This window comes from Apibacter sp., assembly GCF_025291155.1.
In the GTDB taxonomy this organism is placed as follows: domain Bacteria; phylum Bacteroidota; class Bacteroidia; order Flavobacteriales; family Weeksellaceae; genus Apibacter.
Map to the genome: position 1 here is coordinate 12,730 of NZ_JAMBJZ010000004.1, position 13,777 is coordinate 26,506.

General features: G+C 31.3%; 11 protein-coding genes. 8 read left to right on the forward strand and 3 right to left on the reverse strand.

All coding sequences use genetic code 11. From position 1 onward, the window contains the following. Window positions 1-91 precede the first annotated feature (91 nt). A complete protein-coding gene (locus M3Z80_RS00980) occupies window positions 92-1,723 on the reverse strand; it encodes a 2-oxo acid dehydrogenase subunit E2 (protein WP_293916671.1) in 1,632 nt (543 codons plus the stop codon). Between the two features lie 22 nt (window positions 1,724-1,745). Further along, a complete protein-coding gene (gene pdhA, locus M3Z80_RS00985; protein ID WP_293916674.1) occupies window positions 1,746-2,750 on the reverse strand; it encodes a pyruvate dehydrogenase (acetyl-transferring) E1 component subunit alpha in 1,005 nt (334 codons plus the stop codon). 420 nt (window positions 2,751-3,170) lie between these two features. Between pdhA and M3Z80_RS00990 the strand changes: the two genes are divergently transcribed. From M3Z80_RS00990 to M3Z80_RS01025, 8 genes are all read left to right on the forward strand, one after another. After that, the gene (locus M3Z80_RS00990) at window positions 3,171-3,782 is read left to right on the forward strand and encodes a TetR/AcrR family transcriptional regulator (protein ID WP_293916675.1); all 612 of its coding nucleotides are present in this window, start codon (window positions 3,171-3,173) and stop codon (window positions 3,780-3,782) included. Between the two features lie 10 nt (window positions 3,783-3,792). Continuing rightward, window positions 3,793-5,058: a TolC family protein gene (locus tag M3Z80_RS00995; protein WP_293916678.1), complete on the forward strand. Its 1,266-nt coding sequence runs from the start codon at window positions 3,793-3,795 to the stop codon at window positions 5,056-5,058. A 4-nt stretch (window positions 5,059-5,062) separates the two neighbouring features. Then, window positions 5,063-5,962 (forward strand): HlyD family secretion protein, encoded by a 900-nt coding sequence (locus M3Z80_RS01000; RefSeq protein ID WP_293916679.1) that lies wholly within the window; start codon window positions 5,063-5,065, stop codon window positions 5,960-5,962. 62 nt (window positions 5,963-6,024) lie between these two features. Next, window positions 6,025-6,936, forward strand: coding sequence for an ABC transporter ATP-binding protein (locus M3Z80_RS01005; protein ID WP_293916680.1), 912 nt, complete (start codon window positions 6,025-6,027; stop codon window positions 6,934-6,936). Beyond that, window positions 6,905-7,636, forward strand: coding sequence for an ABC transporter ATP-binding protein (locus M3Z80_RS01010; protein ID WP_293916682.1), 732 nt, complete (start codon window positions 6,905-6,907; stop codon window positions 7,634-7,636). The genes M3Z80_RS01005 and M3Z80_RS01010 overlap by 32 nt, the downstream gene beginning before the upstream one ends. Window positions 7,637-7,672: 36 nt before the next feature. Then, the gene (locus M3Z80_RS01015) at window positions 7,673-8,779 is read left to right on the forward strand and encodes an ABC transporter permease (RefSeq protein ID WP_293916684.1); all 1,107 of its coding nucleotides are present in this window, start codon (window positions 7,673-7,675) and stop codon (window positions 8,777-8,779) included. After that, a complete protein-coding gene (locus M3Z80_RS01020) occupies window positions 8,776-9,876 on the forward strand; it encodes an ABC transporter permease (RefSeq protein ID WP_293916686.1) in 1,101 nt (366 codons plus the stop codon). The genes M3Z80_RS01015 and M3Z80_RS01020 overlap by 4 nt, the downstream gene beginning before the upstream one ends. A gap of 128 nt (window positions 9,877-10,004) precedes the next feature. Beyond that, window positions 10,005-11,879 (forward strand): acyl-CoA thioesterase, encoded by a 1,875-nt coding sequence (locus tag M3Z80_RS01025; protein ID WP_293916688.1) that lies wholly within the window; start codon window positions 10,005-10,007, stop codon window positions 11,877-11,879. A gap of 408 nt (window positions 11,880-12,287) precedes the next feature. Here the strand turns inward: M3Z80_RS01025 and M3Z80_RS01030 are convergent, their stop codons facing one another. Further along, complete coding sequence (locus tag M3Z80_RS01030) at window positions 12,288-13,685, reverse strand: dicarboxylate/amino acid:cation symporter (protein WP_293916689.1); 1,398 nt, start codon at window positions 13,683-13,685, stop codon at window positions 12,288-12,290. Window positions 13,686-13,777 lie beyond the last annotated feature (92 nt).

The window sequence follows — 13,777 nt, forward strand, 5'->3', positions numbered from 1 at the left end:
GCTTGTAAATAAGTTAGGTATAGGTCAATAAAGGTAAAAAAAAACACTCAATTCATAAAAGAACTGAGTGTTTTTTTATATTTTAATATCATTATGCCAATAAGGATACTGGATTTTCAAGATACAATTTAAGTGTTTGTAAAAATTGCGCTCCCGTAGCACCATCTACTACTCGATGGTCACATGCTAATGATATTTGCATTACATTACCTACTACAATTTGACCGTTTTTAACTACTGGTTTTTGAATAATAGCTCCAACGGATAAAATACAAGAGTTCGGTTGATTTATAATCGAATTGAAAGATTCTACTCCGAACATTCCAAGATTGGAAATTGTGAAAGTAGATCCATCCATTTCATTAGCTTTTAATTTTTTATCTCTAGCTCTTCCGGCTAAATCTTTAACTGCAGATGATATTTGAGTTAGAGATAAGTAATCTGTATTTTTAATTACTGGAACAACTAATCCGTCTTCAACAGCAACAGCAACACCTATATTAATATTTCCACGATGGATGATTTTTGTATCAGACCATGTACTATTAATTTGTGGATGTTTTCTTAAAGATATAGCAACAGCTTTAATCACAATGTCATTAAAAGAGACTTTGGTATCAGGAAGACTGTTAATAGCTTTTCTTGCTTCTATTGCATTATCCATGTTGATCTCAAATACAAGGTTGTAATGAGGGGCTGTAAATAGGCTATGACTAAGGCTTTTAGCAATAGCATTTCTCATGGATGAATTGGGGGTTTCACTATCCACACCTGGTGTTATTTGCGGAACTACCGTTGACGGTTTGGATGAAGAAGATGTAGCAGGACTTACATTAGTATTAGCAGATGGAACAAAATTTTCAACGTCTTTTCGAATAATTCTTCCATTATCTCCACTTCCTTTTACCTGCTCCAAACTTATTCCTTTTTCATTTGCTATTTTTTTTGCTAGAGGAGAAGCGAATATTTTACCATTAGATGAAATCGTATTAGTTTCAGAAGATGCTTTTTTCTCATTATTGGCAACCACAGCAGATTCAGCAGATGTCGGTTTCGGAGCTGAAGCAGAGGCTGAACCACCTCCAGCAATAATACCGCTAACGTCGGTCCCTGCAGGACCCACAATAGCTAATAAAGATTCAATAGGAGCAGAGTCACCTTCTTTTACTCCTTGATATAGTAAAACACCTCCGTTTCCATCATATTCAAAATCCTGAACTGCTTTGTCTGTTTCTATTTCTGCAATGATGTCTCCTTCTTTTATACTATCTCCTACGTTTACGTTCCATTTAGAAACTTTACCTTCTGTCATAGTATCACTAAGTCTTGGAACTTTAATGATTTCCACGTCTTTAGGAATTTCTACTGAAGCGGAAGATGAAGGGGTTGGATTAGTATTGGTAGTTTCACTAGCTATAGTAGATTCGGAATTTGAAGTATTAGTATTTGCAGCTCCTCCGATTAATGAGCTAATGTCCTCTCCAGCTTTCCCAACGATAGCTAATAACGATTCTACCGGTGCTGCATCACCTTCTTTTACTCCTTGGTATAGGAGAATACCATCATCACCGTCATAATCAAAATCCTGAACCGCTTTATCTGTTTCTATTTCTGCTAAGATATCTCCTTCTTTTACAGGATCTCCTACATTAAGATTCCATTTTGATACTTTACCCTCAGTCATAGTATCACTTAGACGGGGCATTTTTATAACTTCAGCCATAATTTGGTTTTGATTCGTGTTTTTATTGGTTTTCTAATTTATCTAAAAAAGGATAATTTGGTTCTGAATAGATATATTTATATAATACGTCATCACTTGCATAAGGAGCATCTTCTGCAAACTTACCTACTTCGTTCATTTCATCCTTAATTCTTTTATCTATTTGGTCTAATTCTTCCATGCTAGCCCAATTATTAGACAAGATTTTATGTTTAACAAGAAGAATAGGATCTTCTTTTTTGTGCTCTTCAACTTCTTCTTTTGTTCTATAAGGTTCTGCATCAGACATGGAGTGTCCTCTAAAACGATAAGTTCTTGCTTCAAGGAAAGTAGGACCGTCACCTCTTCTAGCCCTTTCTATAGCTTCAAATGCTGCTTCAGCAACGGTTTCAGGGTTCATTCCATCTACCGGAGCGCAAGGCATTTCATATCCTAAACCTAATTGATAAATATCTAAATTGTTGGTGGTTCTTTCAACTGAAGTACCCATTGCGTATTGGTTGTTTTCACAAACAAATACAACTGGTAATTTCCAGTTCATAGCCATATTGAAAGTTTCATGTAGGGTGCCTTGTCTTACTGCACCGTCACCCATGTAGCAAATAGTTACTCCATCACGTTCAAAATACTTGTCGGCAAAAGCTATACCGGCACCTAATGGAATATGACCACCTACTATTCCGTGACCACCATACACATTGTGTTCACGACTAAATAGGTGCATAGATCCACCCAAACCCTGAGAGGAACCAGTGGCTTTACCGCATAATTCTGACATAGCTACTTTAGGATCTAATCCCATAGCTAATGCGTGAGCATGACAACGATAAGAGGTAATGATCTTGTCTTTTGCGATATCCATTGCATGTGTAAAACCTGCTGCAATAGCTTCCTGACCATTATATAAATGCAAAAAACCTCTGATTTTATCTTTTAAATATAGAGAACGAGCTTTGTCTTCAAATCTTCTCCACATAGTCATATCCTCAAACCACTTGAGGTATACTTCTTTACTAAATTCTTTCATCCTTTACAATTTGACATGCAAATTTACATTAAATAGTATGAACTAACAAAATTTAGATTTTATAAGTTTATATTCTTATATCTCTGTTATTTATAGTGAAATTTTATCTAAATCGATATTTTTTTTCAATAATATATCGATTTGATAATTGAATATAATAATTTATTGTAATAATAATTTATTTTTTTTAATATTCTTATTTTTTTTAATGTTGTTTTATCATTTCAAAATTTGAAATAGGCATATTAAGAACATAAAAAAATAATTTCTATAAATACATCTAGAGAAATGAAAAATAAATTAAACATTTGATTAAATCAAAAAATTAAATATATTTATTTTAAAATTTGTTGGTGGTATAAAAAATGCAATACAATTGCAATAAGTTAATTGATAATTTTGGAAATGAAAAATTAATATATGGTAAAAGATATATCTACAGAGCAAAAAATTAAGGAAGCAGCAAAGCGTGTTTTTATAAAAAAAGGTTTTGGTATGACGCGAACTCGAGATATAGCAAAAGAAGCCAATATAAATCTAGCTCTATTAAATTATTATTATAGAAGTAAAGAAAATTTATTTGAAATAGTAATGAAAGAATGTATCCAAGAAATGTTTTCTTATATAGATAATATAATTAATAATAATGATACAAATTTATCTGAGAAGATTGATGCAGCTGTGTGTAGATATATAGAAGGACTATCTAAAAATCCTGAATTACCCATTTTTTTGTTTAGTGAATTACAGGTAAATCCACAATTTCTATACGATAAAATTAAAATTCCAACGGGATTTATAAAAGACAGTTATATGTTTGAACAAATAAATGAACAAATAGCTAAAGAAAAATTAAACTTTACTGCTCTACATTTTTTTATGAATTTGATTTCCCTATCCATTTTTCCAATAATAGGACGTCCAAGTTTGAAATATTTTAATAAAATGGATGAAAAAAAATATGAACATTTCATAGAAGAGCGGAAAATATTAGTACCAATATGGTTAAAATCAATGTTAAAGCTAGAATAATAATGAGTTTATGAAAACAAAAATACACATCTTATTGCAAATCTGCTTATTTCCATGTCTATTGTTTTCTCAAATTCAGGAAATAAGTCTTGAGGAATGTCAGAGAAAAGCAAAGGATAATTACCCATTAATACGACAATATGATTTAATATCGTTGGCTAAAGATTATAATTTAGATAACTTGGCTAAGAATTATTTGCCTCAGGTTTCATTGGGAGGGCAGGCTTCATATCAGTCCGAAGTAACTAAAATTCCAGTAAAAATTCCGGGAATACATATTCCTGAAATGAATAAGGATCAGTATAAGATAACACTAGAGGTATCACAATTAATATGGGATGGCGGAGCTACAAGATCGCAGAGTAAAATTACGCAAGCAAACTCAGATTTCGAAAAACAAAAACTTGAAGTGAACTTATATTCAATAAGAGATAAAATTAACCAATTGTATTTTGGAATTCTTACTATTGATGAGCAATTAAAACAGCTTGATGTATTAACTTCTGATTTACAAACCAATTACGAACTAGTGAGTGCAATGTTGAAAAATGGAGTAGCCATGGTTTCCGATCAGGATTTAATTAGAGTCGAATTATTAAATACCGATCAAAAAAGGATTGAATTAACAACTCTACGAATAGCTTATATAAAAATGCTTTCTTTATTTATTCATGAAGAAATAAGTGAAAAGGCAAAGCTTATTCTTCCTGATAACAATATAGATTTTAGCGAAGAAATTAATCGTCCGGAGCTTAAAATGTATGAGAAGCAGAATTTGTTATATGAATCTCAAGAAAGCACTATTAAAGCTAAAAATATGCCTAAATTTTCACTTTTCGCCCAAGGAGGTTTTGGAAGACCGGGGTTGAATATGCTGAATTCGGATTTTAGGACTTATGCGGTAGGAGGAGTGCGATTAAGTTGGAATATCGGTAATTTATATACTAAAAAAAATGAATATAGATTGATAAGGAATGAAATGAATTCGTTAGAAACGCAAAAAGAAACCTTTTTATTTAATACAAATGTGCAATTAACGCAAATTCAAAATGAAATAGTTAAATATAAAATGCTTATGGTTAAAGATAAAGAAATTATTCAGCTGAGGAATCGCGTAAAAATAGCAGGAGAAAGTAAATATAAAAATGGTATTTATCAAATGAACGATCTGATACAAGATATCAATGCTGAAAATAAAGCACGTGTAACACAATCTTTACATGAAATGCAATTTTTACAAAGTATCTATAATTATAAATATACACAAGGAAATTAGAAATATGAAACAGTCTATAATATTAGCCATAGGAACATTTATGATTATGTTTTCCTGTAATCGAAATAAATTTGAGCATGATGCATCTGGGACATTCGAATCTACCGAAGTAATTGTTTCATCAGAAGCCAATGGGAAATTGGAATCATTTCAAATTATAGAAGGAGATATATTAACTAAAGGACAATATGTGGGCTATATTGACAGTATTCAGCTGTATTTGAAGAAGAGACAGCTTCTTGCTACAAATAAAGCAATTCAGGTAAAAAAGCCTGATATCTCTGTTCAAGTATCCTCTATTAAAGAGCAAATTGCTAAAGCCGAATTTGAAAGAAGGAGAATCCAAAGATTGTTGGCAGATAATGCGGCAACCCAAAAAGAACTTGATGATGCTAATTCTCAGATTGAAGTTCTTAAAAAATCTTTAAATGCTCAAGTCAATACGCTTTCAACTTCAGTAAACGGACTGGATGAAGAAAGTAATACAAATAATGTTCAAGTATCGCAAATAGAAGACCAATTAAGAAAATGCAAAATCATAAATCCGATTCAGGGAACTGTATTGAATAAATATGTGGAAGAGAAGGAAGTAGTGACTCAAGGAAAAGCACTTTACAAAATCGCTGATACAAAAAATTTGTTTTTACGTGCCTATATAGTTTCTGAGCAATTAGAAAAAGTAAAGATTGGTGAAAAGGTAACTGTTTTTATAAATATTACTGAAGATAAACAAAAGTCATATCCGGGAACTATAACATGGATATCCGATAAAGCAGAATTTACTCCGAAAACTATTCAGACAAAAGATGAACGTCAAAATTTGGTGTACGCAGTAAAGATTGCTGTTACCAATACAGATGGACTGATTAAGATTGGTATGTATGGAGATGTGGATTTTAGATAAAATTAATATCAGCTTCAAAATTTAGGGAAGAATAATTACAAAATCTTTTTTAGCAAAAGATAATGAATACTATTTCAATACAAAATATTTCAAAGACTTATACGGGAAAAGTTCCGGTAAAAGCTTTACAAGATATTTCCATCCAAATAAATAAAGGAGAGCTATTTGGTTTGATTGGGCCGGATGGAGCAGGAAAAACGACGCTATTCAGAATATTGACTACCTTATTAGTAGCAGATAGGGGAGAAGCAACAGTGGAGGGATTTGATGTTAAAAAAGATTTTTCAAGAATACGCGAAATTGTTGGCTATATGCCGGGTAAATTTTCTCTGTATCAAGATCTAACTATTGAAGAAAATCTCAATTTTTTTGCTCAGGTTTTTAATACTACTGTAGATGAGAACTATGATTTAATTAAAGATATTTATATTCAAATAGAACCATTTAAGAAAAGAAGAGCAGGTAAACTTTCCGGAGGAATGAAGCAAAAACTTGCTTTATGTTGTGCGTTAATCCATAAGCCTTCAGTTTTATTTTTAGATGAGCCAACTACAGGAGTAGATCCGGTTTCACGTAAAGAATTTTGGGATATGCTGACTCGACTTAAAGAACAAAATATCACGATTATGGTTTCTACACCATATATGGATGAGGCCAGTTTATGTGATAAAATTGCATTAATTCAGGGAGGTAAGATACTTTCTGTAAATACTCCTATACAAATTACTAATGAATATCCTTTTAAGCTATACGCTGTGAGATCAGAGAATAATTATAAGCTTCTTTTGCATTTGCGTAATCAAAAAGAAATTAACAGCTGTTATATATTCGGTGAATATTTACATGTAACGTTCAAAAAAGAAATGACAGAAATAGCCGGTGCTGAAATTAAAGAAATACAGCCGGGAATTGAAGATTGTTTTATTTATTTAATGAAAAAGAATGAAGTCAATAGTAACGAAAGAATTAACTAAAAAATTTGGAGATTTTACAGCGGTTAATCATATCAGTTTTGAAGTTTCTAAAGGTGAAATTTTTGGGTTTTTAGGGGCTAACGGAGCAGGAAAAACAACAGCCATTAAGATGTTGTGCGGTTTGTTGAGTCCTACTTCGGGGGAGGGAAAAGTGGCAGGATATGATATTTATAAAGATGCTGATAAAATAAAGAAGAATATAGGATATATGAGTCAGAAGTTTTCATTATATGAAGATCTTACTATAAAAGAAAATATGCGTGTGTTTGGTGGAATTTACGGTATGAGTTCGAAAGATATAAAGCTAAAAACCGAAGTGTCTTTACGTGAACTTACATTAGAAGCAGAACGAGATACCTTAGTTAAATCGTTGCCTTTAGGAATTAAACAAAAAGTTTCATTCGCAGTATCCACTTTTCATTCACCAGAAATCGTTTTTTTAGATGAGCCTACCGGTGGGGTAGACCCTATAGCCCGAAGGACATTTTGGGAAATGATATATCAGGCTTCTACAAATGGCATAACTATTTTTGTAACTACTCATTATATGGACGAGGCAGAATATTGCAATCGGGTTTCAATTATGGTTAACAGTAAAATAGTGGCTTTGGATACCCCCTCAGGTCTTCGTCAAAAATATCAAGTTGATACGATGGATGAAGTTTTTCAATTACTAGCAAGGGGAGCAAAAAGGGAATAAATAATTGTAATAAAAAGGAATATAATAGTAAAAGGCATGAATCAATTTTTTAGCTTTATAAAAAAAGAAATCTTTCATATTACACGTGATTTCCGAACTATGCTTATGCTTTTAATAATGCCTATAGCTCTACTTATGATTTTTGGCTTTGCGATAACGACTGAAATTAAAAATACTTCTTTTATCGTTTTAGATGATTCTAAAACAATTGAATCAAGGCAATTAATTGAACGATTAAATGCTAGTAAATATTTTGATCTTACCGGCTACCTTAATAAATTAGAAGAGGTAGAACAATTCTTCCGTTTAGGAAAAGCCAAACTGGCCGTAGTAATTCCTCAAGGATTTGATAAAGATTTATATCATCAGGGAGTTAGTGAGGTACAACTTATAGTAGATGCATCTGATCCAAATGAAGCATCTACCGTTGTTAGTTATTTGCAACAAATCATAGGGGACTATCAAAATCAACAAATGAATAAATTAGGTTCAGGATCATATATAATTAAAAGCCAAGTAAAAATGCTATATAATCCTCAGTTGGAAAGTGCATATAATTTTGTGCCTGGAATTATGGGACTGGTACTTATGCTTATTTGTTGTATGATGACCTCTATTTCCATAGTTAAAGAAAAAGAACAAGGCACGATGGAAATATTGCTTGTCTCTCCGGTAAAGCCTATCAGTATTGTGTTAGCTAAAGTGGTTCCTTATTTTATAGTATCTTTAATAGATGTATTTTCTATATTAATCATATCTGTAACAATTTTAGAAGTACCAATTGCCGGAAATTTAGTATTACTAATTTTTTTATGTACAATTTTTATTCTTTCAACTTTATCTCTGGGACTATTGATCTCTTCTATTACGGAAACTCAACAAGCGGCCATGTTAATTTCAGCAATGGGATTGATGCTGCCTACCTTATTACTTTCAGGACTTATTTTTCCGGTAGAAAATATGCCTTTACCGCTTAGAGTTATCTCAACCATTTTACCTGCAACTTGGTTTATAACTGCCGTTAAGGATGTAATGATAAAAGGACTTGGATTTTTTGCTATCTGGAAGGAATGTCTGATTCTTATTGGGATGACCCTTTTTTTGTTGGTAATAAGTGTTAAAATGTTTAAAAACAGGTTATGAGAGCGTTAAAATTTTTATTGGAAAAAGAATTTCTTCAAATATTCAGGAATAAAACTATATTAAGAATGGTGTTATTTATGCCTGTTTTTCAATTACTTATATTGCCTTGGGCGGCTACCTTTGAGCAGAAAAATATATTATTAAGCGTAATAGATAATGATCATAGTACTGCTTCTCGAAAATTGATACAAAAAGTGATCTCCTCCGGATATTTTAAATTAGCAGATTATTCCACTTCCTATTCCGAGGCTTTGAAAATTGTGGAGAGAAATCAGGCAGATTTGATTTTGGAAATTCCTCATGATTTTGAAAATACTTTTATAAGGGAAAAAGCTGCCGAAGTAATGCTATCTGTAAACGCCATAAATGGACAGAAAGCGGGGCTGGGTTCTTCTTACTTAGGACAAATTTTAGCAGCATATAATCTTGATTTGAAAAATCAGTTTCAAAGTTCGGGGAAGATCATTATTAAACCTTATTATATGTATAATATTGAAATGAATTATCGTAATTTTATGGTTCCGGGGATTTTGGTTATGTTGCTTAGTATCATAGGCGGAGCTCTTTCTTCGTTGAATATTGTTAAAGAAAAAGAAGCTGGAACAATTGAACAAATCAATGTTACACCTATTCCAAAGTACATTTTTATAATAGGAAAGTTGATACCTTTTTGGGGAATGGGAATGTTCATACTTACTCTAGGGATGACTATAGCCTGGCTTATTTATGGACTAGTTCCTTCTGGACATATATACATTATATACATTTTTTGCTTTTTTTATCTCATTGCGTTTACAGGATTAGGATTGATCATATCTAATTATTCATCTACGCAACAACAAGCGATGTTTGTATTATTTTTTATTATAATTATATTTTTTCTATTAGGGGGAATATATACCCCTATCAGCAGCATGCCCAGATGGGCACAAATTGTTACCATGTTTAATCCTGTACGTTATTTTATAGAAGTAATAAGATTAGTTTATATGAAAGGAAGTACCTTAGCTGATATATCACATCAATTATTTGTAATAATAATTTTTGCTATTGTATTAAATTCAGTTGCGATATTAAGTTATAAAAAAACAAATTAATTGTATGTACATCTTCTAGTGTATTCTTAAGAATAATGAGAATAGAATAAAATTTTTATGCATTATTTTTGAAAAGTTTATATTTTATAAAGATGAAATTTATAACTTGGGCTTTAAATTGAAAATAAATGAAATCTAGAATTCTAAATACTTTTTTTTGGGGTAATTCAGTTGCTCTTTCGTGGTTGTGGGGATTAGGATTATTTTTTTCCGTACAAGTAACCTATTTATTCGGGTTAACTGGGTTATTTAGTTTTGCTTTTCTTAATTCAATTGGACTATTTTTATTTGGTTACGGAACTCAAAAGATCGCCTGTCGAGATAAAGGACAAGAATCTTTAGAGCGATTTTTTAAAAAATGGTCTAAACCTTTCCGTCTCAGTTTATATCTGTATCAATTATTGGCTCTCACTTTAACAGTATTTGCTACAGTAAAATATTTATTTATACCCTTATTAGTTTCTTATTGGCCGGGATGGGAAAATGAAGGGAATATATTACAAATCTTTTCGCTGTTGCTGGTAGTTTCCCTCGTTATATCTGCTGCATGTTTAATAGGCGAGGAATTTTCAATTAAATCTATAAAATATTGGCATTTATTTGTTGGCTCAATCATACTGGTTATTATTGTTTCTTTACTGGTTTATTTACAGCCTAAAGAGGTCTATAGCTACAGTGCATGGATCAAAGAAGAAACTAGAAAACCGATTTTTTTAGGATACATGGTTGCAATTCTGGTAGGTTTTTTTGTAGGGCCTTGGCTTGATTTACAACAATGGCACCGAGCGATACAAATGAGAAAAGAAGGATGTAATATTTGCAGCGGATACTTTTTCGGTTCCGTTATTTTTTTTCTATTTCTTATTTTTCACGGTTTGTTGGCAAGTTTAGTTTTTAATAGTGAATGGTTTCATTCGGATATGGCATCTGTTGGGTTAGGGGGAATAAGATATGGTCATGAATTAATTGTTGATTATATGATATATTTCCAATCCATACTTCCTGAATGGGTTCCCTTATCGTATTATTTATTTATTATGTTAGCAGTTTTAACAACATTAGATAGTGGCTATGTATCAACCCAATGGTTTCTAAAAGAAATTTCTAAAAATAGTACTAGTCCGGTCTTGTCAATGATTCCCAATGGAATTCCTGGTTCACCTATTCCTACTTATATCTTGGTAGGATTGATAACCATATTTTCTGTGTTAGCTAATGTCGAGCTGGAATATTTTATGGTATTTTATGCGACTTTTTTTGTAGCCTATGCATCCTTGGGTATAGCTAGATGTTTTGTTCCTAATTCACAACATTCGCTTCCACAAGTTAAGCTCTTTTCAATTGGAGCGCTTTCCTTAGTAGTTTTTGCAGGAGGATATTTTATGCAAATGGCATCGCTGATGATTTTAGGATCGATATTACCAATTGTTTATGTTTTTTGGTTAGTTTTAAATACTGATTTATTAAGAGTTGTAAAAGAAAAAGTTGAAGAGGTTATTGATGCAGCATCTGAAATACCTGTATTAAAAAATTTATCTAAAGCTACACAAACGGCAATCAATGGAAAAACGCTGGAGGTAAGCACAGGAAGTCATTTTGAAGATAAATGGTTTGTGCATACATTTATGGCAACCTATTCTGATACAAATTCCGTGGGAAATGTATATTTTGGTGTGTATGCTTTATGGGTAGGAAAGACCAGAGAATTATTTTTTAATTATGTATTGCCTGATTTTAATTTAAAAGATACCACCTTTTTGATATTGACTCGGTCTTTTGAGCATAAATATATTACCGAAACTCGTGAATTTGAGAGGATTAGTGTTAAGATACGTGTTTCAGAATATAATCGTAAGATTGCAACGTTAGAACATCAGGTTTATGATTCTGCAGGAAATTTATTAGGAAAGGGAAAACAACAATTGATATTTGTTTCTCCTAAAGATTATAAATTATTGGATATACCGCCTATAGTTATAAATGCTTTTATGCCTTATATGTAATAAGTAAAACTTTATATAATTGTATGGTAATTATTAGCTATGCAAAAAAATTAATATTTTAGATATCTATTTAAGCTAATATTAATTAAATTTGATTAAAAACAGCTCATGTATTGTTTTTAATTAAATTTTCAAAATGAGAAAATCTCAGAACTAATAATAAAATTTTAAAGGGATTATTTTGATCTACGCTTTATAATTAATTTTTTTAAAACAAGCATAAATTTAAGGTAATATAAAATTGTTTTAAATTTTAAAGAAGCATTAATTACTTTAAGTAGCCTCATAAAAAAATAAGTCCAATGAGAAGAAAAATCAGTTTTTATTCATATAAAAAAACTGATTTTCTTTATTTTATATGTCTAATTGTATTAATATGAATCTGTAAACTAATCAATAATCTAATATTTAGATGTTTTGTATTTTGTTTTCTTCTAAAAGATTTTGTTCTACCGTATTAGGATCAAATTCGCCTTCCCATTTAGCAATAACTACAGAAGCTAAACAATTTCCAATAACATTTACTGTCGCACGAGCCATATCCATTAAAGTATCTATTCCCAATATCATTAATATAGGCCATTCTTGTAAATTGAAAGTGGTTGCTGTGCCCATTAAGATAACTAAAGACGCACGTGGTACTCCGGCAACTCCTTTACTTGTTATTATTAAAGTAAGTACCATAATTAATTGGGTAGTAAAAGATACATGAACACCAGTTGCCTGCGCTACAAATATAATGGCTAAAGACAAATATAATGTAGTTCCATCTAGATTAAAACTATATCCTGTGGGCATTACAAAAGCGATTATTTTTCTTGGAACACCCAACCTTTCCATTGCGATCATTGCTTTGGGTAAGGCAGCTTCGGAACTAGCCGTTGAAAAAGCTAAAAAAGCTACATCTTTAATTTCTTGAATAAATCTTTTAATAGGCAATTTTATAAGTAAAGCTATGGGTAAGAATACGATAAGTATAAATACAATTAAAGCTCCATATAAAGTCAATAAAAGTTTTACAAGAGGTATTAAAGCATCCAATCCCATATGGGAAATGGTATAAGCCATAGCACCAAATACACCGAATGGAGCAAAATACATAATTATGTTGGTAAATTTGAACATAGTATCGGCCAGACTATCTGTGAAATTTACCATAAAGGATCGCTTTTTTTCACTAACCATTGCTAGGGCAATTCCAAAAATAATACTAAAAACTACAATTTGTAAAACCTGTCCTTCAGCTACCGATTTTGCTACATTTTCAGGGAAAATATGTAGAATAATATCTTCCCAACTTTGGGAGGAAGTTTCCGGTAATTTTTCGTGGATAACATCTATTTTCTTCGTGCCAACACCGGCTTGTGTAATATTAATGGCTGCTAAACCTATAAAGAGTGCAAAAGTAGTAACGATTTCAAAGTAAACTAAAGATTTCCAGCCCATTCGTCCTACCTGCTTTAAATCTGAGTGACCTGCTATTCCATGTACAAGAGTTGCAAATATAAGGGGAGCAATGATTGTTTTTATTAATTTTAAAAATATTTTACTTAATATGTCTAATTTTCCGCTGATAGCGGGAAAATCATGTCCTATACAAGCACCTAATATTAGAGCTACAAAAATCCATATCGTTAAATTTCTCTTTTTAAAAGCATAAATAATTATTGAAATGTTAAATAACCAACGACAAGCGAATAATAATGCTTCAGGAATTATTCCAAAAAGATAACCAATCAGATACAGTATACCTGTTAATGTAAATAAGATAAAAGGAAGGGAATTTAAAAAACGTGATATATTCATGAAAATTTAAGAGTTTTTGTAAATTTTTATCGTCAAATTATCCAATAATGGATAAAAAACAAACAAATATATTAAAATTTAATTTTAATTAA

What these genes read in the sequence shown, in the direction of transcription:
- M3Z80_RS01000 (WP_293916679.1), top strand. Translation starts at nt 5,063, where the DNA reads ATGAAACAGTCTATAATATTAGCCATAGGAACATTTATGATTATGTTT.
- M3Z80_RS00995 (WP_293916678.1), top strand. Translation starts at nt 3,793, where the DNA reads ATGAAAACAAAAATACACATCTTATTGCAAATCTGCTTATTTCCATGT.
- M3Z80_RS00980 (WP_293916671.1), bottom strand. Translation starts at nt 1,723, where the DNA reads ATGGCTGAAGTTATAAAAATGCCCCGTCTAAGTGATACTATGACTGAG.
- M3Z80_RS01030 (WP_293916689.1), bottom strand. Translation starts at nt 13,685, where the DNA reads ATGAATATATCACGTTTTTTAAATTCCCTTCCTTTTATCTTATTTACA.
- M3Z80_RS01015 (WP_293916684.1), top strand. Translation starts at nt 7,673, where the DNA reads ATGAATCAATTTTTTAGCTTTATAAAAAAAGAAATCTTTCATATTACA.
- M3Z80_RS01025 (WP_293916688.1), top strand. Translation starts at nt 10,005, where the DNA reads ATGAAATCTAGAATTCTAAATACTTTTTTTTGGGGTAATTCAGTTGCT.
- M3Z80_RS00990 (WP_293916675.1), top strand. Translation starts at nt 3,171, where the DNA reads ATGGTAAAAGATATATCTACAGAGCAAAAAATTAAGGAAGCAGCAAAG.
- M3Z80_RS01010 (WP_293916682.1), top strand. Translation starts at nt 6,905, where the DNA reads ATGAAGTCAATAGTAACGAAAGAATTAACTAAAAAATTTGGAGATTTT.
- M3Z80_RS01020 (WP_293916686.1), top strand. Translation starts at nt 8,776, where the DNA reads ATGAGAGCGTTAAAATTTTTATTGGAAAAAGAATTTCTTCAAATATTC.
- M3Z80_RS01005 (WP_293916680.1), top strand. Translation starts at nt 6,025, where the DNA reads ATGAATACTATTTCAATACAAAATATTTCAAAGACTTATACGGGAAAA.
- pdhA (WP_293916674.1), bottom strand. Translation starts at nt 2,750, where the DNA reads ATGAAAGAATTTAGTAAAGAAGTATACCTCAAGTGGTTTGAGGATATG.